General features: G+C 69.8%; 26 protein-coding genes and 1 riboswitch. Of the genes, 18 read left to right on the top strand and 8 right to left on the bottom strand.

Annotated elements, in window-relative coordinates:
• Nucleotides 1–54: 54 nt before the first annotated feature.
• Together QSJ97_RS08095 and QSJ97_RS08090 are read right to left on the bottom strand one after the other, a co-directional pair.
• Complete coding sequence (locus QSJ97_RS08095) at nucleotides 55–864, bottom strand: SDR family NAD(P)-dependent oxidoreductase (RefSeq protein WP_285671206.1); 810 nt, start codon at nucleotides 862–864, stop codon at nucleotides 55–57.
• Nucleotides 857–1,846 carry an LLM class oxidoreductase gene (locus QSJ97_RS08090; RefSeq protein WP_285671205.1) on the bottom strand — a complete coding sequence of 330 codons (990 nt, stop codon included), beginning with the start codon at nucleotides 1,844–1,846 and terminating at the stop codon, nucleotides 857–859. The genes QSJ97_RS08095 and QSJ97_RS08090 overlap by 8 nt, the downstream gene beginning before the upstream one ends.
• A 335-nt stretch (nucleotides 1,847–2,181) precedes the next feature.
• On the opposite strand from QSJ97_RS08090, the gene dctP reads away from it, so the two are divergent.
• The 13 genes from dctP to QSJ97_RS08025 all read left to right on the top strand — a co-directional run bounded on the left by dctP (nucleotide 2,182) and on the right by QSJ97_RS08025 (nucleotide 12,363).
• On the top strand, nucleotides 2,182–3,231 hold the full coding sequence (gene dctP / locus QSJ97_RS08085) for a TRAP transporter substrate-binding protein DctP (RefSeq protein WP_285671204.1): 1,050 nt from the start codon (nucleotides 2,182–2,184) through the stop codon (nucleotides 3,229–3,231).
• A gap of 4 nt (nucleotides 3,232–3,235) precedes the next feature.
• Nucleotides 3,236–3,757, top strand: coding sequence for a TRAP transporter small permease subunit (locus QSJ97_RS08080; protein ID WP_285671203.1), 522 nt, complete (start codon nucleotides 3,236–3,238; stop codon nucleotides 3,755–3,757).
• Nucleotide 3,758: 1 nt separating this feature from the next.
• On the top strand, nucleotides 3,759–5,072 hold the full coding sequence (locus QSJ97_RS08075; RefSeq protein WP_285671202.1) for a TRAP transporter large permease: 1,314 nt from the start codon (nucleotides 3,759–3,761) through the stop codon (nucleotides 5,070–5,072).
• 26 nt (nucleotides 5,073–5,098) lie between these two features.
• Nucleotides 5,099–5,197, top strand: a riboswitch (TPP riboswitch).
• A 62-nt stretch (nucleotides 5,198–5,259) separates the two neighbouring features.
• Complete coding sequence (thiD, locus tag QSJ97_RS08070; protein ID WP_285671201.1) at nucleotides 5,260–6,057, top strand: bifunctional hydroxymethylpyrimidine kinase/phosphomethylpyrimidine kinase; 798 nt, start codon at nucleotides 5,260–5,262, stop codon at nucleotides 6,055–6,057.
• Nucleotides 6,054–7,052, top strand: a complete 999-nt coding sequence (locus QSJ97_RS08065) for an FAD-dependent oxidoreductase (protein ID WP_285671200.1) — start codon at nucleotides 6,054–6,056, stop codon at nucleotides 7,050–7,052. Before thiD ends, QSJ97_RS08065 begins: the two co-directional genes overlap by 4 nt.
• Nucleotides 7,030–7,227 (top strand): sulfur carrier protein ThiS, encoded by a 198-nt coding sequence (gene thiS / locus QSJ97_RS08060; RefSeq protein ID WP_285671199.1) that lies wholly within the window; start codon nucleotides 7,030–7,032, stop codon nucleotides 7,225–7,227. Before QSJ97_RS08065 ends, thiS begins: the two co-directional genes overlap by 23 nt.
• A gap of 1 nt (nucleotide 7,228) precedes the next feature.
• Nucleotides 7,229–7,999: a thiazole synthase gene (locus tag QSJ97_RS08055; RefSeq protein WP_285671198.1), complete on the top strand. Its 771-nt coding sequence runs from the start codon at nucleotides 7,229–7,231 to the stop codon at nucleotides 7,997–7,999.
• The gene (locus QSJ97_RS08050; RefSeq protein WP_285671197.1) at nucleotides 7,999–8,595 is read left to right on the top strand and encodes a thiamine phosphate synthase; all 597 of its coding nucleotides are present in this window, start codon (nucleotides 7,999–8,001) and stop codon (nucleotides 8,593–8,595) included. Before QSJ97_RS08055 ends, QSJ97_RS08050 begins: the two co-directional genes overlap by 1 nt.
• A gap of 43 nt (nucleotides 8,596–8,638) precedes the next feature.
• Nucleotides 8,639–9,577 carry an ABC transporter substrate-binding protein gene (locus QSJ97_RS08045; protein WP_285671196.1) on the top strand — a complete coding sequence of 313 codons (939 nt, stop codon included), beginning with the start codon at nucleotides 8,639–8,641 and terminating at the stop codon, nucleotides 9,575–9,577.
• Nucleotides 9,574–10,245: a thiaminase II gene (gene tenA, locus QSJ97_RS08040; protein ID WP_285671195.1), complete on the top strand. Its 672-nt coding sequence runs from the start codon at nucleotides 9,574–9,576 to the stop codon at nucleotides 10,243–10,245. Before QSJ97_RS08045 ends, tenA begins: the two co-directional genes overlap by 4 nt.
• Nucleotides 10,242–10,964 (top strand): ATP-binding cassette domain-containing protein, encoded by a 723-nt coding sequence (locus QSJ97_RS08035; protein ID WP_285671194.1) that lies wholly within the window; start codon nucleotides 10,242–10,244, stop codon nucleotides 10,962–10,964. The genes tenA and QSJ97_RS08035 overlap by 4 nt, the downstream gene beginning before the upstream one ends.
• Nucleotides 10,964–11,617 (top strand): TenA family protein, encoded by a 654-nt coding sequence (locus QSJ97_RS08030; RefSeq protein WP_285671193.1) that lies wholly within the window; start codon nucleotides 10,964–10,966, stop codon nucleotides 11,615–11,617. Before QSJ97_RS08035 ends, QSJ97_RS08030 begins: the two co-directional genes overlap by 1 nt.
• On the top strand, nucleotides 11,614–12,363 hold the full coding sequence (locus QSJ97_RS08025; protein ID WP_285671192.1) for an ABC transporter permease: 750 nt from the start codon (nucleotides 11,614–11,616) through the stop codon (nucleotides 12,361–12,363). Before QSJ97_RS08030 ends, QSJ97_RS08025 begins: the two co-directional genes overlap by 4 nt.
• Before the next feature lie 36 nt (nucleotides 12,364–12,399).
• Here the strand turns inward: QSJ97_RS08025 and panB are convergent, their stop codons facing one another.
• The 3 genes from panB to QSJ97_RS08010 form a co-directional block, all read right to left on the bottom strand.
• A complete protein-coding gene (gene panB / locus QSJ97_RS08020) occupies nucleotides 12,400–13,263 on the bottom strand; it encodes a 3-methyl-2-oxobutanoate hydroxymethyltransferase (protein WP_285671191.1) in 864 nt (287 codons plus the stop codon).
• A 92-nt stretch (nucleotides 13,264–13,355) separates the two neighbouring features.
• Nucleotides 13,356–14,159 carry a sterol desaturase family protein gene (locus QSJ97_RS08015; RefSeq protein WP_285671190.1) on the bottom strand — a complete coding sequence of 268 codons (804 nt, stop codon included), beginning with the start codon at nucleotides 14,157–14,159 and terminating at the stop codon, nucleotides 13,356–13,358.
• Nucleotides 14,160–14,192: 33 nt separating this feature from the next.
• Nucleotides 14,193–14,570, bottom strand: coding sequence for a DUF6166 domain-containing protein (locus QSJ97_RS08010; RefSeq protein ID WP_285671189.1), 378 nt, complete (start codon nucleotides 14,568–14,570; stop codon nucleotides 14,193–14,195).
• A 44-nt stretch (nucleotides 14,571–14,614) separates the two neighbouring features.
• On the opposite strand from QSJ97_RS08010, the gene QSJ97_RS08005 reads away from it, so the two are divergent.
• From QSJ97_RS08005 to QSJ97_RS07990, 4 genes are all read left to right on the top strand, one after another.
• Complete coding sequence (locus tag QSJ97_RS08005; RefSeq protein WP_285671188.1) at nucleotides 14,615–14,998, top strand: hypothetical protein; 384 nt, start codon at nucleotides 14,615–14,617, stop codon at nucleotides 14,996–14,998.
• 13 nt (nucleotides 14,999–15,011) lie between these two features.
• A complete protein-coding gene (locus QSJ97_RS08000; RefSeq protein ID WP_285671187.1) occupies nucleotides 15,012–15,197 on the top strand; it encodes a hypothetical protein in 186 nt (61 codons plus the stop codon).
• 106 nt (nucleotides 15,198–15,303) lie between these two features.
• Nucleotides 15,304–15,999 carry a GntR family transcriptional regulator gene (locus tag QSJ97_RS07995; RefSeq protein ID WP_285671186.1) on the top strand — a complete coding sequence of 232 codons (696 nt, stop codon included), beginning with the start codon at nucleotides 15,304–15,306 and terminating at the stop codon, nucleotides 15,997–15,999.
• Nucleotides 16,000–16,213: 214 nt separating this feature from the next.
• Nucleotides 16,214–17,122: a LysR family transcriptional regulator gene (locus tag QSJ97_RS07990; RefSeq protein ID WP_285671185.1), complete on the top strand. Its 909-nt coding sequence runs from the start codon at nucleotides 16,214–16,216 to the stop codon at nucleotides 17,120–17,122.
• 126 nt (nucleotides 17,123–17,248) lie between these two features.
• On the opposite strand, the gene QSJ97_RS07985 is transcribed toward QSJ97_RS07990, so the two are convergent.
• The 3 genes from QSJ97_RS07985 to QSJ97_RS07975 form a co-directional block, all read right to left on the bottom strand.
• Nucleotides 17,249–18,283 (bottom strand): transketolase family protein, encoded by a 1,035-nt coding sequence (locus tag QSJ97_RS07985; protein ID WP_285671184.1) that lies wholly within the window; start codon nucleotides 18,281–18,283, stop codon nucleotides 17,249–17,251.
• Nucleotides 18,280–19,134 carry a transketolase gene (locus tag QSJ97_RS07980; RefSeq protein WP_285671183.1) on the bottom strand — a complete coding sequence of 285 codons (855 nt, stop codon included), beginning with the start codon at nucleotides 19,132–19,134 and terminating at the stop codon, nucleotides 18,280–18,282. Before QSJ97_RS07980 ends, QSJ97_RS07985 begins: the two co-directional genes overlap by 4 nt.
• A 169-nt stretch (nucleotides 19,135–19,303) precedes the next feature.
• A complete protein-coding gene (locus QSJ97_RS07975) occupies nucleotides 19,304–21,679 on the bottom strand; it encodes a calcium-binding protein (protein ID WP_285671182.1) in 2,376 nt (791 codons plus the stop codon).
• Between the two features lie 353 nt (nucleotides 21,680–22,032).
• Between QSJ97_RS07975 and QSJ97_RS07970 the strand changes: the two genes are divergently transcribed.
• Entirely contained in the window at nucleotides 22,033–23,058 is a 1,026-nt protein-coding gene (locus QSJ97_RS07970) for a LacI family DNA-binding transcriptional regulator (protein WP_285671181.1), read from the top strand.
• Nucleotides 23,059–23,102 lie beyond the last annotated feature (44 nt).

Raw genomic sequence — 23,102 nt, 5'->3', positions numbered from 1 at the left:
CGGCCCGGTCGGGCCAGCGGCTGCCCCGGCGCCCGGGGCGGCCGCGCCCGGCGCTCAGTCCACGCCCTCGCCGAGCGCGGCCTCGAGCGCCCTGACCAGGTCGCGCGATTTCCAGGGGTCCGTCGCATCCGGGTGGGGCTCGGCGAAGCGGCCGATATCGTTGTCGAAATACGCCCCGGAGGCGGCGGCGAACTCGTCGGAGAGCGCCGCACGGGTCAGGATCTCGGCGCCGATGCGGATATCGCCGCCGGCAACGCCGAAGGCCTCCTGCACCAGCTTGCTGCCGAGCATCGAGCCGGGATTGACGGCGACCAGCACGGGGCCGCCGGCACCGAGCTCCGTCGCCAGCGCCCGCGTCCACATCGTCAGCGCAAGCTTGCTCTGGGCATAGGCCATCCCGTTGCTCATCCGCACCCGCCCGAAGATCGCCTCGTGATCGACCTTCGCCTGCGCGGCGGAGGAGAGGTTGACGATGCGGCCCGAAGGCCCGAACCGCGGCAGCAGCCGCCGGGTCAGCAGATAGGGCGCGATGGTGTTGACCGCGAAGCGGATATCGAAACCCTCCGCGGTCAGCGTCACCGGCGCGTTGTAGACGCCGGCATTGTTGATCAGCACGTCGAGCCGGGGATGCGCGGCCGCGACCGCATCGGCCAGCGCGGCCACGTCCGGCATGCGCGAGAGATCGGCGACGTGGCGCTCCACCGGCCGGCCGCCCGCGAACGCCGAGAGCCCGGCGGCCGCGGCGTCGAGCTTCTCGCGGCTGCGCCCGTGCAGGATCACCCGGTGGCCCGCCTCCGCCAGCATGCGTGCGGTTGCGAGACCGATGCCGTCGGTGGAGCCGGTGATGAGGATCGTCTTAGCCATGTGTCGGACCTCCATGGGTGGCAAAATCCGGCAGGACCTCCTCGGCCAGACGATGCAGCGTTTCTTCGATGTCCGCGCTGTTGAAGCGCAGGTTGAGCGCGATGTGGTTGAGACCCATCTTCTCGAGCGCGGTGAGGTAGTCGCGCAGATGGCGGGGGCCGAGCCGGAAGCCGAGATGGATCGGCTGCGGCACCGCGTCGTCGTCGTCGGTCAGGTCGATATAGAGCGGCTGCATGACCGGGAGCGGCGCACGGCCTGCCGCCGCCACCCGCGCGCGCCAGTCGGCTACCGCCGCGGCCTGGGCCGAGAGATTGCGCGGATAGGTCATCCAGCCATCGGCGTGCCGGGCGGACCAGTCCGGCTGCTGGCGGCTGCCGCCGGTCACCAGCATCGGCAGCCTGCCGCCGGCCGGCTTGGGCAGCATGTCGATCCCGCCGCCCGGGCTGCCATAGGCGTTGTCGAAGGCGGGGGCAGGCTCCGCCATGCGCCGGATGTAGTCGAAGCTCTCGCGGAACCGCTCGCCGCGCTCGGCGAAGGGCATGTCGAGCGCGGGATATTCCTCCGGCCGGTCGCCCGAGGCGACGCCGAGGATCAGCCGCCCGCCCGAGAGCACGTCGGCGCTCGCCGCCGCCTTGGCGACATGCGCCGGATGGCGGAGCGGCAGCACGATGCTGGCGACGCCGAGCGCGATCCGGCTGGTCTCGGCTGCGAGCATCCCGAGATAGACGAAGGGATCGAAGAGCTGCCCGGCATCGCCGAAGGAGGGCACGTTGAAGGGCACGTCGCGAAGCCAGACGGCGGCAAAGCCGAGCTCCTCGGCGAGCCGGATGCGCGCCACCTGGCCGTCCATCGCCGGCACCGGGCCCGCCGGGTAGGCGGTGATCGGCGCGACCAGCCCGACGCTCAGCCGGCCGGCCCGGAATACCGCGTCATAGCCACGGTTGATCGGCGCGAATGCGGTATCCCTGATTCTGACCAGCATATGGGGCCCTTTCGGTTCCAATGACGGAGTCCCGGGTGATCCGGTAAGAGCCGTGAAACTGGCCCTTCTGCCGCGGAGGTAAATGCCGGAGATCCGAGTTCACAATCTTCGTTCGCGATATAATCTGAAGATTCGTGAATTCCGGAACCGTTGAATCGCATGCCCCGCGATCCCCGCGATCCCCGCTTCCCCATGAATTTCAGAGGAAATCCGCGTCGCCGCACGGCTGCTGTTGACGCAGGGATTGCTGTGCCAGTAACAATGACATACGTCTAACATATCAGTGGTCGGGCACGAAGCACCCTGAGCCCGGCCGGAAAAGGGGAGGAAACAAGATGTTCACTCGTGCGATCGCGGCCACCCTGGCCGTGGCACTGGGCACTGCGGCCATCGCGGAGGAGAAGACCCACTCCTTCACCATGGCCACCGGCTGGTCGGGCGGGCCGCTGATGGAGATCGGCGCACAGGCCTTCGCAGAGAAGGTCGCGCAGATGTCCGACGGCCGGATCGAGATCGAGGTCTATCCCGCCGGCACGCTCGGCCCGGGGCTCAAGGTCTCGGAGACCGTGAAGAACGGCATCGCCGACATGGGCCACACCTGGATGGGCTATGACTGGGGCATCGACCGCACCACGGTGCTGTTCGGCGGTTTCGCCGGCTCCTTCGACAGCGAGCGCATGCTGCACTGGATCTATCGCGCGGGCGGCGCCGAGCTGCAGGAGGAGTTCCGCCGCGACGTGTTCGGGCTGGTCTCGATGCCGCTCTTCATCCGCACCGCCGAGGTGTTCCTGCATTCGCGCAAGCCGGTCTCCACGCTGGCCGATCTCGAGGGGCTGAAGCTGCGCACCGCGGGTGCCTGGCTCGAGATCTCGAAGAACATGGGCGCGGCGCCGGTGACCATGCCGGGCGGCGATGTCTATACCGCGCTGGAGCGCGGCGCGATCGACGCCACCGAGTGGGGCACGCTCTGGGAGAACCAGGCGCCGGGCTTCCACCGGGTCACCAAATACGTGATCATCCCGGGCGTCCACCAGCCGACCGCGCCCTTCGAGCTGGTGATCAACGAGGACAGCTGGGCCGAGCTTTCCGAGGCCGATCAGCAGCTGATCCGCGACGCCGCCTTCATGACCACGATGGAGTCCTGGCTCACCATCGGCCAGAACGACGCGGAGGCGCTCGCCTTCTTCCGCGCGCAGGGCAACGAGATCATCGAGCTCGATCCCGAGGTGCAGTACGAGGCCCGCGAGGCGGGGCTTGCCTGGGCCGAGCAGATCGCCGCCGAGAATGCCTGGTTCAGGAAGGTGCTCGACAGCCAGAAGGCGTTCGACGAGCTCTGGAAGGATTCCGGCAAGTACCGCAACGTGAAAACGCGCGGCGCCGAGTGACGGCATGGGCAGTGTTTGCCGTGCAATCGACACGCTCTCCACGGTTGTGGGGAGCGTTGCCGCACTCATCATCATTCCGCTGGTGCTCGCGACCTGCTGGGAGGTGCTGGCGCGCTACATCTTCGGCGCGCCGACGATCTGGGCCTTCGAGCTCGGCTACATGCTGATGGGACTGCATTTCCTCCTCGGCGGTGCGCTCACGCTGCTGCGCCAGCAGCATGTGCGGATCGACCTGATCTATGCCCGGCTGCCGCCGCGGCGGCGGGCGATCATCGACCTCGCGGGCTATGCGCTGCTGGTGCTGCCGGCGCTGGTGATGATCTGCCTGCGCTTCTGGGAGCATACGAGCAACGCCATGACTACAGGAGAGCGGACCGGCCAGTCGGCCTGGAACCCGGAGATCTGGCCGTTCCGGGCGATCATCCTGGCGAGCTTCGGGCTGCTGGCGCTGCAGGTGGTCTCGGAATCGCTGAAGGCCATCGCCGTGCTGCGCGGCGCGCCGCTCCAGCCGGCCGAGGAGGGCTGAGATGGCTGCCATCCTGATGTTTCCGGCGCTCTTCGCGCTGATCTTCCTCGGCTTTCCGGTGGCGCTCTCGCTGCTCGGGGTGGCCTTCGGTTTCGGGCTCTATGCCTTTGGCGACGCGGTGTTCTTCCAGTTCGTGCAGAAGATCGAGGACGTCGCCTCGAACTTCGTGCTGGCCGCGGTGCCGCTCTTCGTCTTCATGGGCTCGATGCTCGAGCGCTCCGGCATCGCCAAGGAGCTCTTCAGCGCGGTGCATCTCTGGACGCGGCGGCTGCCCGGCGGCCTCGCCATCGGCACCGTCATCATGTGCATCATCTTCGCCGCCTCCACCGGCGTGATCGGCGCCACCGAGACGGTGGTCGGCCTGCTCGCGATCCCGGCGATGATGCAGCACAACTACTCCAACAAGCTGATCTCCGGCACGATCTGCGCCGGCGGCTCGCTCGGCACGATCATCCCGCCCTCGGTGGTGGTGGTGGTGCTCGGGCCGATCGCCAACGTCTCGATCGGCGACCTGATGGTGGCGATGATCTTCCCGGGCCTGATCCTCTCCGGGCTCTACATCGTCTATATCGTCATCCTCTGCACGGTTTCGCCGAGTGCCGGCCCGGTGGCGCCGCGGGACGAGGACGAGCCCAGCCTCGGCGAGAAGCTGGCGATCACGGCGAGGGCACTGGCGCCGCCGCTGGCGATGATCTTCGCGGTGCTCGGCTCGATCATGCTCGGCTGGGCGGCGCCGACCGAGGCGGCGGCACTGGGCGCGCTGGGCGCCTTCCTGCTGACGATGTGCTACGGCAAGCTCACGCTCCGCACCTTCTGGGAGGCGCTGATCAAGACCCTGACCATCACCTCGATGATCATGTTCATCCTGCTCGCCGGCAGCCTCTTCACCGGGGTCTTCGTCGGCAATGGCGGCATGAAGATGATGCGCGAGCTGATCCAGGCCTTCGACCTCGGCTACTGGGGGCTGCTGATCACCTTCCTCGGCATCGTGTTCATCGCCGGCTTCTTCCTCGAATGGATCTCTATCCTGCTGATCTTCATCCCGATCTTCATTCCCTTCGTGCTGATGGCGGGGATGGAGCCGGTGTGGTTCTGCATGCTGGTGCTGATCATGATCCAGACGAGCTATCTGACGCCGCCGATGGCGCCGGCGATCTTCTACCTGCGGGGCGTCGCGCCGCCGGAGATCAGCCTGCGGCAGATGTATGGCGGGGTGGTGCCCTTCATCGCGATCCAGATCGTGGCGCTCGGCATTGTTGCCGCATTCCCGGAAACCGCGCTCTGGCTGCCGGAGCAGGTTCTGGGCTTCCGTTGAGCGGGAAAGGGGTGTAAGCACGCTGAAGGACTCTGTTGGGGTGCCCTCCGGGGCTGAGATGCGCAAGCGAACCCATTGAACCTGAACCGGTTAGGACCGGCGTAGGGAACAGGCCTTCGGAGCATCGAGACCCCGAAAGACCTCTCCCCCTGTCGGTCCTTGCCATTGACGTGAAGGACCGACGGCTTTGACCGCCATTGCTCTGACCATCGCCGGCTCCGACAGCGGGGGCGGCGCCGGCATCCAGGCCGACCTGAAGACCTTCTCCGCGCTGGGCGTCTATGGCGCCAGCGTGATCACCGCCGTCACCGCGCAGAACACGCAGGCCGTGACCGCGGTTCACCCGATCCCCACCGATATCGTCGCGGCGCAGATCGCCGCCGTGCTGGCCGATATCGATGTCGCGGCGGTCAAGATCGGCATGCTCGGCACGCCGGAGCTGATCGCCTGCGTTGCCGAGGCGCTGGAGCGCTTCGCCGGGCCGGTGGTGCTCGACCCGGTGATGGTGGCGAAATCCGGGGCGGTGCTGCTGCCGGAGAGCTCCGTCGAGGCGCTGCGGAGCCGGCTGCTGCCGCGGGCCACCGTGCTGACGCCGAACATCCCGGAGGCCGCGCAGCTTCTCGGCGTGCCAGAGGCCGATAGCGATGCGGCGCTGAAGGCGCAGGGCAGGGCGCTCCGCGTGCTCGGCGCCGGGGCGGTGCTGATGAAGGGCGGGCATGCCGCCGGCGAGACCTGCACCGACTGGCTGATCGCCGAGAGCGCCGAGACCCCGCTCGCCGCCCCGCGGATCGCCACCAGGAACACGCACGGCACCGGCTGCACGCTCTCCTCGGCGATCGCGGCAGGGCTGGCGAAGGGGCAGCCGCTTGGGGCCGCGGTCGATGCGGCGCATGGCTGGCTGCATGCCGCGATCCGCGCCGCCGACGGCCTCGCGGTTGGCCACGGCCACGGGCCGGTGCATCATTTCCACGAGGTCTGGGCGTGAGCGCGGCGTTCACCGTGCTCGGCGGCGGCGTCTGCGGGCTCGCGGTGGCGGCGGAGCTGGCGGCGCGCGGTGCCGCGGTCGGGCTGGTCGATCCGGCCGGCGCGCCGGGGCCGCATGCCTGCTCCTGGTGGGCGGGCGGCATGCTGGCGCCGGATTGCGAGGGGGTCTCGGCCGAGCCCGGGGTGGTGCGCCATGGCCGCCGCGCGGCCGACTGGTGGGAGGCCCGCGGCGCCGAGGTCATCCGCAACGGCACGCTGGTGGTCGCGCTCGGCCGCGACCGCTCGGAGCTCACCACCTTCTCGCGCCGGGCCGAGAATGCCCGGCGGATCGGCCGCGACGAGATTGCCGCGCTCGAGCCCGATCTCGGCGAGCGCTTCGCCGAGGCGCTGCTGATGGAGGCGGAGGCGCATCTCGACCCGCGCGCCACGCTCGCCGGCCTGCGCGCGCGGCTGGCCGGGCAGGGCGTCGCCTTCCGCACCGAAGAACCGGCCGACGGGCCGGCCGAGGGGCAGGTGATCGACTGCCGCGGTCTCGCCGCGCGCGACAGCCTGGCCGACCTGCGCGGGGTCAAGGGCGAGATGGTGGTGCTTCGCTGCCCCGAGATCACGCTCAGCCGGCCGGTGCGGCTCCTGCATCCGCGCTTCCCGCTCTACATCGTGCCACGGGGCGACGGCGTCTACATGCTCGGCGCCACCCAGATCGAGAGCGGCGAGCGCCGGCGCGCCACCCTGCGCTCGGTGATGGAGCTGCTCAATGCGGCCTATGCCCTGCACCCCGCCTTTGCCGAGGCCGAGATCCTGGAGATCGGCGTCGATGCCCGCCCGGCCTTCCCGGACAATCTCCCGCGGCTGCGGCGCCAGGGCGGGCGGCTCTTTGCCAACGGCCTCTTCCGGCACGGCTTCCTGCTCGCGCCCGCGCTGGCGGTGATGGCGGCGGATCTCGTGCTGGAGGGCAGGATACCGGAGGACTTCCATGAAGATCACAGTGAACGGTGAGGCGGTCGAGACCGCGGCCGGCACGCTGGCGGCGCTGCTCGAGGAGCTCGGGCAGGGCGAGGCCAGGGTCGCGACGGCCGTGAACGAGGATTTCGTGCCGATGGGTGCGCGCGAGGCCCGCACGCTCGCGCCCGGCGACCGGGTCGAGATCGTCTCGCCGCGGCAGGGGGGCTGAGATGCCGAATTTCTACGGAACCGAGATCGCGTCCCGGCTGATGCTCGGCACCGCGCAATATCCCTCGCCGGCGATCCTGGCCGAGGCCTTCCGCCGCTCCGGCGCCGGCATCGCCACGGTCTCGGTGCGCCGCGAGGCCGGCGGCGAGCGGGCGGGCGAGGCGTTCTGGGCGCTGGTGCAGGAGCTTGGCGTCGCCCTGCTGCCCAACACCGCCGGCTGCCATTCGGTGCGCGAGGCGGTGACCACGGCGCAGATGGCGCGGGAGCTCTTCGACACCCGCTGGATCAAGCTGGAGGTGATCGGCCATGCCGACACGCTGCAGCCGGACCCGTTCGGCCTCGTGGAGGCGGCGCGCATCCTCGTCGGTGAAGGCTTCGAGGTGTTCCCCTACTGCACCGAGGATCTGGTGCTCTGCGAGCGGCTGGTGGAGGCCGGCTGCCGGGTGCTGATGCCCTGGGGCGCGCCGATCGGCACCGGGCTCGGGCTCAACAACATCTACGGGCTGCGCAGCCTGCGCGCGCATTTCCCCGAGCTGCCGCTGGTGATCGATGCCGGCCTCGGGCTGCCGAGCCAGGCGGCGCAGGCGATCGAGATGGGCTATGACGCGGTGCTGCTCAACACCGCCGTCGCCAGAGCCGGCGACCCCGCGATGATGGCCGAGGGCTTTGCCCGCGCGGTGGAGGCCGGCGCGCTCGCCCATGCCGCCGACCCGATGGAGCCGCGCGACATGGCCGCCCCCTCGACCCCGGTGCTCGGAAAGGCGTTCCTCTGATGCGGCTGCACCCGTTCTATCCGATCTTCGACGATGTCGCCTGGCTGCGCCGGCTGCTGCCGCTGGGGATCAGGCTGGTGCAGCTGCGCATCAAGGACCGCCCGGAGGCGGACACCCGCGCCCAGCTCGCCGAGGCGCGCGATCTCTGCGCGCGGCACGGCGCGGTGCTGGTGGTCAACGACTACTGGCGCCTTGCCATCGAGCTCGGATGCGACTGGGTGCATCTCGGCCAGGAGGATCTCGACACCGCCGATATCGCCGCGATCCGCGCCGCCGGCCTGAAGCTCGGCATCTCGACCCATGACCGGGCCGAGCTCGGCCGCGCGCTGGCGCTGAACCCTGATTACGTCGCTCTGGGGCCGGTTTACCCGACGATCCTAAAGAAGATGAAGTGGCACGAGCAGGGCCTCGGCAGGCTGACCGAATGGCGCGGGCTGATCGGCGCGACTCCGCTCGTCGCCATCGGCGGCATGAGTGTCGAGCGCGCGCCCGGCGCCATCGAGGCCGGGGCGGACATTGTCTCGGCAGTCACCGACATCACCCTCAATCCCGATCCGGAGGCCCGCGTGCGGGCCTGGCTCGAGGCCCTCGCCTGACGCAGGGCCCGCAGCCCTGCCAACCACACCAAGGAGACGCCGCATGAAACGCATCCTCGCCGCAGCCGCCGCGCTGCTGATCGCCACGCCCGCCGTGGCGCAGGACAGGATGACCCTGATCCTCGACTGGTTCGTAAACCCCGATCACGGGCCGATCATCATCGCGCAGGAGAAGGGGTTCTTCGCCGAGCAGGGGCTGGCGGTCGAGGTGATCCCGCCGGCCGATCCCTCCGACCCGCCGAAGATGGTCGCCGCCGGGCAGGCGGATCTCGCGGTCTCCTACCAGCCGCAGCTGCATCTGCAGGTGGCCGAGGGGCTGCCGCTGGTGCGCGTCGGCACGCTGGTCGCCACGCCGCTCAACTGCCTGCTGGTGCTGGAGGACGGCCCGGTGAAGGAGATCGCCGATCTCAAGGGCCGCAAGATCGGCTACTCGGTGGCCGGCGTCGAGGAGGCGCTGCTCGGCGCGATCCTCGGGCAGCACGGGCTCGGCGTGGACGACGTGGAGCTGGTCAACGTCAACTGGTCGCTCTCGCCGGCGCTGATGTCGGGGCAGGTGGACGCGGTGCTCGGCGCCTATCGCAACTTCGAGCTCAACCAGATGGATATCGAGGGGGTACCCGGCCGCTGCTTCTACATCGAGGAGGAGGGCGTGCCGACCTATGACGAGCTGATCTATGTCGCCAATCCCGAGCGCATGGATGCCGGCATGATCCGCCGCTTCCTGCGCGCCACCGAGCTGGCCACGCAGTTCATCGTGAACCATCCGCAGGAGAGCTGGGAGCTCTTCGCCGCCACCTCCGCCGAGCTGCAGGACGAGCTCAACGAGCGCGCCTGGGCCGATACCTTCCCCCGCTTCGCGCTGCGCCCGGAGGCGCTGGACGAGGGCCGCTATGCCCGTTTCGAGGCCTTCCTCGCCGAGGCCGGGCTTATCGAGGGCACCCGGCCGGTCTCGAAGCTTGCCGTGGACCTGGGGGCGGAATGAGCTACGGGCGCACCTTCCCGCTCTGGCGGGCCGCCGCGGGCGAGCACTGGACGGCCTATGTCGAGCACACGTTCGTCCGCCGGCTCGGCGACGGCACGCTGCCGCGCGCGGCCTTCCTGCACTATCTGGTGCAGGACTACGTGTTCCTCATCCATTTCGCCCGGGCCTGGGCGCTCGCCGTCACCAAGGCGGAGACGCTTGAGGAACTGCGGCACTGCGCCGGCACGGTGAACGCGCTGGTCAACGAGGAGCTGAGCCTGCATGTCGGCATCTGCGCCGAGGCGGGGATCCCGGAGGCCGCGCTCTTCGCCGCCGAGGAACGGCCGGAGAACCTGGCCTACACGCGCTACGTGCTCGATGCCGGGCATTCGGGCGATCTGCTCGACCTGCTGGCGGCACTCGCGCCCTGCGTGCTCGGCTATGGCGAGATCGGCGCCCGGCTCGGGCGGGAGCCCCATGCCGAGACCTATGGCGGCTGGATCGGCACCTATGCGGGGGCGGAGTACCAGGCGCTCTGCTGCGAGGTCGGCGCGCTGATCGACGGTGCGGCCGCCCGGCGCATCGGCGAGGCGCCGGAGGCCGCGCCGCGCTGGGAAGCCGTCACCGGGCGCTTCGTGCGGGCCACCCGCCTCGAGATCGGGTTCTGGGACATGGGGCTGGCGCCGTGACCCAGCCGCCGGCGCTGTCGCTCGCGGGCTCGGCCACCATCGGCGGCGAGCCGCTCTTCCGCGACATCGCTTTCGCGGTGCCGGCGGGGCGCTGGACCTGCCTGCTCGGCCCGAGCGGCGTGGGCAAGACCACGGTGCTGCGCCTCTTTGCCGGGCTCGCCACCGGCGTCGTGCACGAGGGCACCTGCGCCGCCTCCGACGGGCCGCTCGCGGGCCGCGTCGCGCTGATGGCGCAGGACGATCTGCTGCTGCCCTGGCTCGACCTCATCGGCAATGCCACCCTCGGCGCGCGCCTGCGCGGCGAGGCGGCGGATACGGCCCGCGCGCGGGAGGTGCTGGCGGCGGTCGGCCTCGCGGGCATGTTCCACCGCCGGCCGCGCGAGCTCTCCGGCGGGCAGCGCCAGCGCGCCGCACTGGCGCGGACACTGATGGAGGACCGGCCCGTGGTGCTGCTCGACGAGCCCTTCTCGGCGCTCGATGCGCGCACCCGCGCCCAGATGCAGGAGCTCACCGCCCGGCTGCTCGCCGGCCGCACGGTGCTGCTGGTGACCCACGATCCGGCGGAGGCGGCGCGGCTCGGCGACGTCATCCGCATCATGACCGAGGACGGCATCGAGGAGGTGCCGCCGCCGCCCGGCGCGCCGCCGCGCCCGGTCGACGACGAGCATGTGCTGTGGGCGCAGGCATCCCTGCTGGCCCGGCTGAGAAAGGAGAGCTGATGCGCCCGACCGACCACCTGCGTGCCCTCGCCGCCGACGACTGGCAGGCCGCCACGCGCCATGCCTTCACCGACGCGCTGGCCGCCGGCACCTTGCCGCCGGAGAAGATGGCGGGCTATCTGCAGCAGGACTATCTCTTCGTCGACGGCTTCGTGCGGCTGCTGGCCTCGGCCATCGCCCATGCGCCGAGCCTTGCCGACAGCGTGCCGGCGGCGCAGTTCCTCGCGGTGATCACCGGGCCGGAGAACACCTATTTCCTGCGCAGCCTCGAGGCGCTCGGCGTCGCCTCGGAGGCCGGGCCCGCCCCAGAGGCCGCGGCGTTCCAGGGGCTGATGGCCGAAGCGCGGGGCTCCGGGCGCTACGAGCTGATGCTGGCGGTGCTGACGGTCGCCGAGTGGAGCTATCTCGACTGGGCCAGCCCCCATGCCGACCGGGCGGAGGCGCTGCCGTTCTGGCTCGGCGAGTGGATCACCCTGCATTCCGGCGACGGCTTCGCGGGGGTGGTGGCCTATCTCCGCGCCCAGCTCGACGCCGCCTGGGAGGGGCTGGCGCCGGACGCCCGCGGCGAGGTCGAGACGATGTTCACCCGCGCGGTGCGGCTCGAGCGGGCATTCTTCGATGCCGCTTGGGCCGGCTTCCCGGTGCGGCCGTGACCGCGGCAGGCGCCCTTGCCGGCTGGCGGGCCGGGCTCGCCTCGGCGCTGCTCGGCATCGCCCTCTGGCAGGGCTTGGTCTGGGCCACCGGGCTGCCGCGCTTCATCCTGCCGGGGCCGGCGCTGGTGGCCGAGACGCTCTGGACCAGCCGGGTTCTGATCGCCGAGAACGCGGTCGTCACCATCGCCGAGGTGCTGATGGGCCTGCTGCTCGGCGCCCTGCTCGGGGGGCTCTCGGCGATCGGGCTGGCGGCCTCGCCGCTGGCGCGGGCGCTGGTCCGGCCGATGCTGGTGTTCAGCCAGGCCGTGCCGGTCTTCGCGCTGGCGCCGCTGCTCACGCTCTGGCTCGGCTACGGGCTGATGTCGAAGGTCGCGATGGCGCTGCTGATCATCTATTTCCCCGTGACCTCGGCCTTCTTCGACGCGCTGATGCGGACGAACCCGGACTGGCTGGGCCTCGCGCGGGTGATGGGGGCGAGCCCGATGCGGATCATGTGGCACATCCGCATCCCGGCGGCGCTGCCGGGCTTTGCCTCGGGTCTGCGGCTCGCCGCGGTCTATGCCCCGATCGGCGCGATCATCGGGGAATGGGTGGGCGCCTCGAAGGGCCTCGGCTACCTGATGCTGCTGGCCAATGGCCGCGCCAAGACCGACCTGATGTTCGCCGCGCTCATCGTGCTGGCGGTCTTCACCATCCTGCTCCATGCCGCGGTGAACCGCTTCGCCGAGCGGGTGCTGGAGCGCTGAGCCCCGGGCGGCGCACCGCCCGGGACGGCGCGCGGCTCAGATCTGCCGGCGCTTCTCGATCATCTCGGCGAAGGCCTCGACCACCTCGGGCTTGGCCGAGTAGGAGTGGTCGTCGTCCGGGAAGGTGCCGCCCTTCACATCCGCCACATAGCGGCTGAGCCCGTCCACCGCGACCTCGGTCAGGTTGGCATAGCGCTTGGTGAATTTCGGCTTGAAATCGGTGAAGACGCCGAGCAGGTCGTAGGACAGCAGGATCTGCCCGTCGGTCCCCGCACCCGCGCCGATGCCGATGGTCGGGATCTCGAGCTGCTCCGAGATCAGCCTGGCGATGGGCGCCGGCACCGCCTCGAATTCCAGCATGAAACAGCCGGCATCCTGGATCGCCAGCGCGTCCTCGAGGATCTCCATCGCCGCCTCTGGCGTGCGGCCCTGGATCCGGAAGCCGCCATACATCGCCACCCGGTGCGGCGCCATGCCGATATGGCTCGCGGTCGGGATGCCGGCGGCCACCATCGCCTTCAGCACATGGGCCTGGCTCTTGCCGCCCTGGGGCTTCACCGCGTCGCAGCCGCCCTCCTGCATGAAGCGGGTGGCATTGGCGAGCGCCTTCTCCTCGGTGTGGTAGCTCTGGTAGGGCATGCAGCCGAGCGAGAAGGTGTTGGGCGCACCGCGGCGCACCGCCTGGGCGTGCAGCACCATCATCTCCATGGTCGCCGGGATGGTCGAGCTGTGCCCGTGCGCGATCATCGCGAGGCTGTCGCCCACCACCACGACATCGACGCCGGCGGCCTCGGCCCATTGCGCCGAGGTATAGTCCGGCACCGAGGTGTAGACCATCTTCTCGCCGCTGGTCTTGGAGTTGCGGATCTCCTCGATGGTCCGCTTCTTGCGCTCGGTCATCTCTCTCCCCTTTCGTGGAATTCGCATGAAAAGGGCGCCGGCACCCTGCGGGGCACCGGCGCCATGTGCCGGTCTCGGGATCAGGACCGGGGTTACTCGGCCGCGGTGGCCGCCATCGACCGGGTCGGGCGCCCGTCCGGGGTGCGCGAGGTCTTGCGCATGTCGGTCTTCACGTGGCGCGTGTCATAGCCGTTGAAGAGATGCCCGATCAGCCCGCGGTCGAGGTCGGAGGTGCCGAACAGCCAGTCCATGATCGGGAAGGTCAGGTTCATGTTCCGCTCCATCATGATCGACTGGTTGTGATGCGCGGTGTGGTGGCGCCGGATCGTGTTGATGAAGGGCACGTTGCGGACCAGCCAGTTCTCCTCGATGTGGCAGCAGGCGTGCATGAACTCGTAGAGCAGGTACATCACCGTGGTGCTCGAGATCAGCAGCCAGCCGACATTCGGCGTGAACAGCCAGCCGGCCACCAGCGCCATCGGGATCGACATGCAGAGGAAGGTCACCAGCGCATAGGGCGGGAAGAAGGTCACGCGGAAGTCGTGGCTGCCGGCGAAGCGCATCTCCTCGTCGGTGAAGAACTGGTGATGCATCAGCGTGTGGCGCTGATAGATCGCCCGGAACGGCGCGAAGCTCGACGGCCGGTGCATGATGTAGCGGTGCAGGAACCACTCGAAGAAGTTCGCGCCGAGGAAGACGACGGGCACGATCAGCCATTCGTACCACTGGATGTCGTTCATGCTCTCGATGTAGATCGTCATGGCGGCGATGCCGATCGTGTAGATGATCGCCACGTGCAGCCAGCCATTGTACCAGCCGACGACGCGCGAGCGGTAGATCTCGCGGTATTTCCGCTGGCGGTCGGTCATTGGGGTGTCGGTAAGCTCGGTCGCCATCAGATAGCTCCTCTTCCGGTGCTCCGTTCCGTCTCAGGCAGTGGTGCCGATGTTCTCCAGCGCGCGATCGATGTCGTGCGTGGTCATTTCCCAGTCGTTGTTGAAGTTCGCGACGACGGCCCGCATGAAGGAAGTGCAGCGGGCGCTGGCGCGCTCGGCATCGCCGAAGTGGTCGTAGAGGATCGCGAAGGCGAGCTGCTCCGGCCCTTCGCCCTCATAGCTCCATTCGAACCCGTCGCTGCTGATCGCGCGGACCTCCAGCGCCTCGTCGAGCGGCTCTCCGTCGACGAGCACCTGGCATCCGTCGATCGTCCGCTCGCCCACATAGCGCTTCCCGGTACCTGTCTCGGTGCCTGCCACCTCTGGTTCCTCCATCCGGCCAATGATTCCCTTGCCAAGCCTGTCCAGCATGTAATATATCAGTAGAATATCTGATGCAACAGGAGGATTGCGCCATGGGACCGCTCGCCAATCTCGATCTCGGCGTGCTCGCAGGCTTCAGCGCCGCCGCGCTCTTCGTGAGCGCCGGGGCGGTGTTCATCTCCGGCTTCTTCCCGCGCGCGGCGCGGCCCGAGGCGGTGGCCGGCGGGCTGGGCGGGCTGCTGCTCTGGCTCGGGGTCGCCCTCACCGCCCTCATTGCGGTGCTGGCGGTCGCGGTCGCGGCGGCGCGGCTCGACTGGGCGGTCGCGGTGGTGGCGGCGGGCTCGGCCTTCCTGCTCGCGCCCTTCCTGGTGCAGCCGGTGCCGGAGCGGATCCGCGACACCAAGGCCGGGCTCGGCCTCTTCGCCGTGCTCGGCTGTCTCGTGCTCGTCGCGCTGCCTGCCGACAGCCTTTTCTGAGGGAGAGAAAACCATGCCCCCGATCTACAAGATCCTCGTCACCTGCTTCATCGTCGGCGCGATCTTCGCCGCGCATGTCTTCCGCGACGTGACCGGCCTCGGCGCGCCGCTCTGGCTGCTGGTCGGCCTCGTCGTGGTGATGGTCATCGGCCTCTGGATCTTTCCCGAGCCGAAGAAGGAGGATCTGAAGAAGCGCTGAGGCAGGTCGCTTTCCCGGCTCGCCGGCAGGCGGCTATACTGACACGGATGCGCCGCCGCCGGGCGGCGCCAGGGCCCGGGGCGCGGCAGCCCCGAGGGAGGACGGCTTGACCGACGACAGCGCGAAGTTCGAGCGCCCCGATGACGGGGCGGCGGAGCCCGAGCAGCAGAGCGGCGCCACGCTCACCGATCGCGCCTATCGCCGGCTCGAGGAACTGATCGTGACGCTCCGCTACGCGCCGGGGCAGGTGCTCTCCGAGGCGCAGCTCGCGGCGGAACTCGGCATCGGGCGGACCCCGGTGCGCGAGGCGCTGCAGCGGCTGGCCTCCGAGGGGCTGGTGGTGGTGCTGCCGCGGCGGGGCATCCTGGTCTCGGAGATCAACATCAGCCGGCATCTCCAGCTGCTCGAGATCCGCCGGGTGCTCGAGCGCTTCATCGCCGAGGCGGCGGCGCGGCGGGCCTCGGCGGCGGAGCGGGCGGCGTTCCGGCAGATCGCCGAGGCCTTCGGCCGCTCGGCCGACGAGGACGACCCGGTCACCTTCATGCGGCTCGACCGGCGCTTCAACCGGCTGACGGTGGAGGCGAGCCACAACGAGTATGCCGCCAATGCGATGCGGCAGATCCAGGGGCTGTCGCGGCGCTTCTGGTACCGGCACTACGAGGCGGTGCTCGACCTGCCGCGCTGTGCCCGGCTGCACCAGGCGGTGGCGGTGGCGATCGCCGAGGGAGAGCCGGGCGCGGCGGGCGCGGCCTCCGATGCCCTGCTCGACTATATCGAGGAATTCGCACGGCTGACGATCTGAGCGCCGGCGGCGTCATTTGCCCCCCAAGCAAGCTCCCCGCTCCCCGCTGGACACCCCGTGCCTTGCAATGCGAGCCCCGCCCGCGGCGATCCGGCCGGGATTCGCGATGTTTGCGGTCTCCCGTTCCGGGCGTGCGAGGACGGAGAGAAGGCTTGCAGGATCCATATAAACGACCAATTATCGGCCTGATAATTCGCATCAGGAATGCAATTGGATGGATATTCAGAGCCTCCGCCTCTTCGTGCTCGCCGCCGAGAGGCTCAACATCAGCGCCGCCGGCCGGGAACTCGGCATGGCGCCGGCGGTCGCCAGCACGAGGCTCGCCAAGCTGGAGACCGAGCTCGGCGCCGACCTGCTGCACCGCTCCACGCGAAAGGTCTCGCTCTCGCTGCAGGGGGCGGAGTTCCTGCCCTATGCCCGCGAGATCCTGGCGCAGGAGGCGGCGGCGCGCGCCGCCCTCGGCCATGGCAGCCCGACCGCCATAGGCACGCTGCGCTTCGCGGCCTCCAGCACCTTCGCCCAGCTCTACATCGCGCCGCTCCTGCCCGAGTTCCTCGAGAGCCATCCCGGGATCAGTCTCGATCTGCGCCTGTCGGATGCGCAGTTCGACCTGATCGAGGGCAGCTTCGATCTGGCCCTGCGCAACACGCCGCTGCTCGACACCAGCCTCAAGGGCCGCAAGCTCGCCGACGACACGCGGCTGCTCTGCGCCTCGCCGGACTACATCGCGCGCCACGGCATGCCGAGGGTGCCGGAGGATCTCGCCGGCCACCGCCTCGTCGCCTTCCGGAACCAGCAGCCGCGGGAGATCATGGGCCCCGATGGTCCGGCGGGCACCTTCGACACGCGGGGCGGCAACTGCCGGATGGTGGTGGATGACGGGCTCAGCCAGAAGATCGCCACCATGGCCGGCGCGGGCATCTCGAACAACTCGATCTGGAGCGTCCACCGCGAGCTGGAGGAGGGCAGCCTGGTGCGGGTGCTGCCCGACTACGAGGTCGCCGACAATTCGGTGCTCTGGCTGGTCTATCCGAAATCGAACGTGCTGACGGTGAAGGTGCGCATCTTCATCGACTTCCTGCTGGAGAAGATCGGCAAGGCGCCGCCCTGGGCCATGCCCTGAATGCCTGCGGCTGCCGCGGCGGCCAGGGCCGTGCGCCCGGCAGACCGGCGGGCGGAGCGTGCCGGCGGGCCCGGTGCCGGTGCGGCAGGCCGCGAGGGCCGGGGCGGGTTGCAGGCTCCAGCCCGATCACAGCCAGCCCCTGATCCGCTCGGCCACCAGCGCGGGGGTCAGGCCATAGATCTCGTGCAGCGTCGGCAGCGCGCCGGCCTCGAGGAAGGCATCCGGCAACCCGATCATGCGGAAGGCCGGCGCCACGCCGTTGGTCAGCAGCAGCGCCGCCACCGCCTCGCCGAGCCCGCCGACCACCGTGTGGTTCTCCGCCGTCACCACGAGGCGCCCACCGCGGCCGGCCTCGGCCAGGATCGTCGCGGTATCGAGCGGCTTCACCGTGGGCACGTGCAGCACCGCCACCTCGATCCCGTCCGCCGCCAGCAGCGCGGCGGCATCGAGCGCGCGCATGGTCATGAAACCGGTGGAGATCACCAGCACGTCGCCGCCCTCGCGGATCATCTGCGCGCGGCCGAGCGCGAAGCGGTAGTCCGGCTTCCAGCGCGTGAGCACCCGCGGCACGCGCCCCCTGAGCAGCCGGGCATAGACCGGCCCCGGATGCGCCGCGATCTGCGGCACCATGCCGGCGATGTCGTCGGCATCGCAGGGGTCGATGATGGTCATCTCCGGCAGGCCGCGGAAGATCGCGAGATCCTCGGTGGCCTGGTGGCTCGGGCCGTATCCGGTGGTCAGCCCCGGCAGCGCGCAGACGATCTTGACCGGCAACACCTCCTCGGCGATCGCCATCGCGATGAAGTCGTAAGCCCGGCGCGAGGCAAACACCGCATAGGTGGTGGCAAACGGCACGAACCCCTCGCGCGCCAGCCCGGCGGCGGCGGACATCAGCAGCGCCTCGGCCATGCCCATCTGGTAGAAGCGATCCGGCATCGCCTGCGCGAAGACATGCAGATCGGTGTATTTGGAGAGATCGGCGGTGAGCCCGACGATGCGCCCGTCGGCCTTCGCGGCCTCGACCAGCGCATGGCCGAAGGGCGCCGCGACGGTATCGTAGCCCTCCGCCTCCAGCGAGGCGATCATGGCGGAGGTGGCGGCGCGGGGGCCCTCAGGCGCCTTGCGGGGCTGGTGCTTGCGGGCCATGGAATCGCGGGTCATTCCGGCCTCCCTTCGTCGAGAACGGCGAGCGCCTTGGCCCATTCGTCGGGCTCGACGCGGACGAAATGGGTGATCTCGCGCGCCTCGAGGAAGGGCACGCCGCGGCACATCCGGGTGTCGAAGACGATGGCGCGGGGGCAGGGGGCCTCCACCGCGCGGGCGCTGTCGAAGGCCGCGACCACGGCGTCGAGATCGTTTCCGTCGACCCGCTGCACATGCCAGCCGAAGGCGGCGAACTTCGCCGTCACGGGCTCGGCGGAGAGCACCGCGGTGGACCTGTCGTCGGCCTGCTGGTTGTTGAAGTCCACCAGCGCGATCAGATTGTCCAGCCGGTGATGCGCCGCGCCCATCGCGGCCTCCCAGGTCGAGCCCTCGCCAAGCTCGCCATCCGACATCAGGTTGTAGATGAAGGCCGGGTTGCCCTTGCGCTTCAGCCCCAGCGCCATGCCGACGGCGATGCCGAGCCCCTGGCCGAGCGAGCCGCCGGTGATCTCCATGCCCGGGGTGTAGGAGGCCATGCCCGACATCGGCATCCGGCTGTCGTCCATGCCATAGGTCTCGAGCTCCTCCTCCGGCAGCACCCCGGCCTCCATCAGCGCGGCATAGAGCGCGATGGCGTAGTGGCCGATGGAGAGCAGGAAGCGGTCGCGGCCCTCCCAGTCCGGCGCCTCGGGGCGATGGTCGAGGGCGTGGAAATAGGCCGCCGCCAGCACGTCGGCGATGCCGAGCGCCTGGCCGATATAGCCCTGGCCCTGCACCGCGCCCATGCGCAGCGCCTTGCGCCGGATGTTCCAGGCGCGCAGCGCCAGCGACATGTTGGCGGCCGCCCGCGGGGGGCGTGTCTCGGTCATGATCTCCTCCCGGCCGGGTCTTGCGCCCGTTGTCGTTGTCCACTGGAACGGAAACGGGAGGATCGCGCCTGCGCGGGGTCGGTTTCAAGACCTGTTTGACGGGGGCCGACGCTTCGGCCCGCCTGCGCGGGGCGCGGGCGGGCCGGGGTCCGGCGCGGCGGCGGCGGGGTCAGACGATGAAGTCCGCCGCGGTCAGGTCCTCCATGTCGATGCCCTCGAGGCGGATGCTCGAGTCCTCGTAGTAGTAGATCGCGTCGGCGCCGCTCTGGGTGAAGCCGTCGAGGATCTCGGCGACGCTGTCGGCATGCTGGCTGAGGTCGAGCCGGTCCACGCCGAGCTCGAAATCGGTGACGACCACGTCGCTGTCCTGGAAGTGGAACTCCGAGCCGAAGATGAACTCGTCGGCGCCCGCGCCGCCCTCGAGCGTGTCGTCGCCGCCGGCGCCGTCGAGCACGTCCGCGCCGCCGCCGGCGGCCAAGAGGTTGCGGCCCTCGTTGCCCTCGAGCACATCGTCATAGGCGCTGCCGGTGACGTTCTCGATATCCTCGAAGGTGTCGCCCTCGGCATGCCCGCCCGAGGCGGTGCCGGAGGTGAGGCTGACCTGCACGCCCGCATTGCTGCCGGCATAGCTCACCGTGTCGAAGCCGCTGTCCTCCTCGCTCGACCAGTTCTCGTTGCCGCGGATCACGTCGGCCCCGGCGCCGCCGATCAGCAGGTCCGAGCCGATGCCGCCCTCGAGCAGGTCGGCGCCGTTGCCGCCCTCGAGGGTGTCGTCGCCCTCCTTGCCCTTGAGCGTGTCGTCGCCGCTCAGGCCCTGGAAATGGTTGGCCACGTCGTTGCCGGAGAAGCTGTCGGCATACTGCGTGCCGATCAGGTTCTCCACGTCCTCGATCTTGCCCTCGGTCTGGTGCCGGTCGCCAAGTTGCGTTCCGTCCGCCGTGGTCTCGCCGTTGTAGTGGATGCCCCGCAGGGTGAAGCTCATGCTGGAGCTGTAGCCGTAGCCGAGCGTCACGAAGGCGCCGGGATGGGACGAGGTCTCGCCGCCGGGGATCTCGATCCAGTTCGACGGGATGTCGAAATCCACCGTGTCGATGCCGCTGCCGCCCTTGATCTCCACGCCGGCATAATCGCGGTGATAGATCTCGGTGCCCCAGGCGAACCACTCGTCGAGCCAGACCGCTTCGGTCTGGTCGTCGATGATCGTGATCAGGTCGTCGCCGGCGCCGCCGTTGACGAACTTGAACTGGCCGCGGATCTCGATCTCGTCGTCGCCGTCGCGGGCGTTGATCGTGTCGTCCTCGCCGTGGGAGACGATGTGGTTTGCCTCCATGCTGCCATAGAGCGTGTTCTCCGCGGCATGGCTGCCGATCAGGTTCTCGATGCCCTTCAGCACGTCGTTCTCGGCATCGCCGCCCTCGCCGGTCTCGAACAGGAGGTCGACGAAGACCGCGTCGTCGCTGTCCTCGTAGCTGGCGGTGTCGATGCCGCCGCCGCCGTTCAGCGTGTCCGCCCCGGCGCTGCCGTGGAAGCTGTCGTCGCCGTTGAGGCCGAGGAAGCTCTCGTTGCCGGCGCCGCCGTGGAAGGTGTCGTCGTGATGCGAGCCGTAGACCTGCTCGATTCCGGTATAGGTGTCGCCCTCGGCGGTGCCGCCGGAGGAGGTGCCGTCGATCCGCACGGTGACGCCGGTCGCCGAGTCGAGATAGGCCGCGATGTCCCATCCGGCGCCGCCATGGTTGGCATCGGCGCCGTCGCCGCCGAGCAGGAAGTCGTTGCCGCCGCCGCCCTCCAGGGTGTCTGCCCCGGCACGGCCGAACAGGCTGTCGTCGCCGCCGGCGCCGGCGAGGCGGTTGCCGAGATAGTTGCCGATCAGGGTGTCGTAATGGGCCGAGCCGGCGAGGTTCTCGATCGAGCTCAGGCTGTCGCCCTCGGCGTCGCCGCCGATCGCGGCGCCGGCCTCGTAGGTGTCGAACATGAACTGGACCGAGCCACCGAGATTGACCGTCACGCCGGCGGCGGATGCGGAATAGGAGGCGGTGTCGCTGCCGGAGCCGCCCTCGAGCACATCCGCGCCGGAGCCGCCCTCGAGCGTGTCGTGGCCGCCGCCGCCGCGCAGCGTATCATGCCCGGCGCGCCCGCCGAGATAGTCGTGGCCGCCGAGGCCCTGGAGGAGGTTGCTGGCGGCATTGCCGAGGATCACGTCGGCGAACCGGGTGCCGGTGACATGCTCCATGTTGAAATAGGTGTCGGTGCCGAGCTTGCCGCTCTTGACGCCCTTACCCTCGACGAGATCGACATCGACACTGCCGTCGAGCCAGGTGTAGTCGACCGTGTCCTGCCCGGTGCCGCCGTCGACATGGTCGTTGCCCTCGGAGCCGACGATGGTGTCGTCGCCCTGGACGCTGGTGATGTGGTTGTCGAATCGGTTGCCGCTCAGGCGGTCGGCCTTCTCGCTGCCTTCGATGATCAGCTTGAACTTGTTCCAGTCGACCCCGGGGAGCTTCACGCCGGGCTGCATGATGGGCTTGAGGGGGGTGGGGGCTGCCATTCTCTCGATCTCCATTTCGTGCCGGGGCGCCGCTCGGGTCTGCCTTCCGGCCGTTTCGGTTGCTGGACGGTGGCCGTCCTTGGAGGGGGGAGATGCCGCGGTCAGAGGGTGAAAGGCGGGCTCTGCCGGGCGCATGGCGGGGAAACCGCGCCGGCCGGTGACGCCCGTCACAACCGGGTGCGCGCGCCGGCGGAAGCCGTTTTATCAGGCAATCCTTGGGGGCCTTGCGCACGGGCCTGGGGGCCGCGCGCAGGGCTGTCCGGCATGGGCCGGGCGCTGCCGGGTTCCGTGCCGATAACTGATTGACGTGCCTCATCCCTGCCTCTACCCCTTGGGGGATCGGAGAGCAGGTCGTGAACAAGCCCACCGTCCATGACATCGCGAAGGAGGCGGGGGTCAGCCTGGCCACGGTGGACCGTGTGCTCAATGCCCGCCCCGGCGTGCGCAAGCAGACCATCGCAAGGGTTCAGGAGGCGGTCGCGCGGCTCGGATATGTACGCGACACCTCCGCCGCCAACCTCGCGCGGCAGCGGCAATACCGCTTCGTCTTCGTGCTGCCGGAGGGGCCGAGCCAGTTCGTCGACACGCTGACGGCGGCACTGCGGGAGGCCACGGCGGCGCAGATCGCCGACCGGCTGCTGGTGAAGATCGTGACCATCCCGGCGCATGACCCGCATGGCATCGTGCGGGTGCTGCAGGGGCTCAACCCGGCGCGGCTCGACGGCGTGGCGATCATGGCGCCGGAGACGCCGCAGGTGCGCGATGCGGTGGCGCGGCTTCGCAATGCCGGGCTCGCGGTGGTCGCGCTGGTGTCGGACCTGCCGAATGCGCCGCGGGATTATTTCATCGGTATCAACAGCATAGCGGCGGGTCGGACGGCCGGCCTGCTGATGGGCCGGTTCGCGCGGGCGGGCGGTGAGGTGCTGGTGGCGACCAATTCGCTGCGCTCGCGCGACAGCCTGGAACGCCGGCTCGGCTTCGACGACGTGATCGCCGCCGACTTTCCCGGCCTCGCGGTGCTGCCGACGGTGGAGTCCTTCGACGACCCGCGCCGAATGGAGGCGGTGGTGGCGGAGGTGCTGCGGAGCCGGCCGCGGCTGGTGGGGATCTACTCGATGGGCACCGGCAACACCCGCATCCTCGACGCGCTGCGCGAGAGCGGCCGGGCAGGGGAGCTGGTCTCCATCGCGCACGAGCTGACCCCGGCCACCCGCAGGGGCCTCGAGAGCGGCGCGGTGACGGCGGTGATCACCCAGAATGTCGGCCACCTGATCCGCAGCGCGCTGCGGGTTCTGCGCACGCTCTGCGACCGCACGCCGATCTTCGAGGCGCAGGAGCGGATCCGCATCGAGATCGTGGTACGCGAAAACCTTCCCTGATCGCCCGGCCCCCCTTGAGGGGTTTCCCGATGCAATTCTGAGGT

Origin of the sequence: Paralimibaculum aggregatum (assembly GCF_030270585.1) — a bacterium.
Lineage (GTDB): Bacteria > Pseudomonadota > Alphaproteobacteria > Rhodobacterales > Rhodobacteraceae > Thermohalobaculum > Thermohalobaculum aggregatum.
The sequence above is the reverse complement of the archived record's forward strand: the minus strand, read 5'-3'. Positions and strand labels throughout refer to the sequence as shown.

Coding starts and splice junctions, on each gene's coding strand:
- thiS (WP_285671199.1), top strand. CDS start 7,030: ATGAAGATCACAGTGAACGGTGAGGCGGTCGAGACCGCGGCCGGCACG.
- QSJ97_RS08095 (WP_285671206.1), bottom strand. CDS start 864: ATGGCTAAGACGATCCTCATCACCGGCTCCACCGACGGCATCGGTCTC.
- dctP (WP_285671204.1), top strand. CDS start 2,182: ATGTTCACTCGTGCGATCGCGGCCACCCTGGCCGTGGCACTGGGCACT.
- QSJ97_RS08005 (WP_285671188.1), top strand. CDS start 14,615: ATGGGACCGCTCGCCAATCTCGATCTCGGCGTGCTCGCAGGCTTCAGC.
- QSJ97_RS08010 (WP_285671189.1), bottom strand. CDS start 14,570: ATGCTGGACAGGCTTGGCAAGGGAATCATTGGCCGGATGGAGGAACCA.
- QSJ97_RS08000 (WP_285671187.1), top strand. CDS start 15,012: ATGCCCCCGATCTACAAGATCCTCGTCACCTGCTTCATCGTCGGCGCG.
- QSJ97_RS07975 (WP_285671182.1), bottom strand. CDS start 21,679: ATGGCAGCCCCCACCCCCCTCAAGCCCATCATGCAGCCCGGCGTGAAG.
- QSJ97_RS08015 (WP_285671190.1), bottom strand. CDS start 14,159: ATGGCGACCGAGCTTACCGACACCCCAATGACCGACCGCCAGCGGAAA.
- tenA (WP_285671195.1), top strand. CDS start 9,574: ATGAGCTACGGGCGCACCTTCCCGCTCTGGCGGGCCGCCGCGGGCGAG.
- QSJ97_RS08030 (WP_285671193.1), top strand. CDS start 10,964: ATGCGCCCGACCGACCACCTGCGTGCCCTCGCCGCCGACGACTGGCAG.
- QSJ97_RS08075 (WP_285671202.1), top strand. CDS start 3,759: ATGGCTGCCATCCTGATGTTTCCGGCGCTCTTCGCGCTGATCTTCCTC.
- QSJ97_RS08055 (WP_285671198.1), top strand. CDS start 7,229: ATGCCGAATTTCTACGGAACCGAGATCGCGTCCCGGCTGATGCTCGGC.
- QSJ97_RS07990 (WP_285671185.1), top strand. CDS start 16,214: ATGGATATTCAGAGCCTCCGCCTCTTCGTGCTCGCCGCCGAGAGGCTC.
- QSJ97_RS08050 (WP_285671197.1), top strand. CDS start 7,999: ATGCGGCTGCACCCGTTCTATCCGATCTTCGACGATGTCGCCTGGCTG.
- QSJ97_RS07980 (WP_285671183.1), bottom strand. CDS start 19,134: ATGACCGAGACACGCCCCCCGCGGGCGGCCGCCAACATGTCGCTGGCG.
- QSJ97_RS08080 (WP_285671203.1), top strand. CDS start 3,236: ATGGGCAGTGTTTGCCGTGCAATCGACACGCTCTCCACGGTTGTGGGG.
- QSJ97_RS08090 (WP_285671205.1), bottom strand. CDS start 1,846: ATGCTGGTCAGAATCAGGGATACCGCATTCGCGCCGATCAACCGTGGC.
- panB (WP_285671191.1), bottom strand. CDS start 13,263: ATGACCGAGCGCAAGAAGCGGACCATCGAGGAGATCCGCAACTCCAAG.
- QSJ97_RS07985 (WP_285671184.1), bottom strand. CDS start 18,283: ATGACCCGCGATTCCATGGCCCGCAAGCACCAGCCCCGCAAGGCGCCT.
- QSJ97_RS08045 (WP_285671196.1), top strand. CDS start 8,639: ATGAAACGCATCCTCGCCGCAGCCGCCGCGCTGCTGATCGCCACGCCC.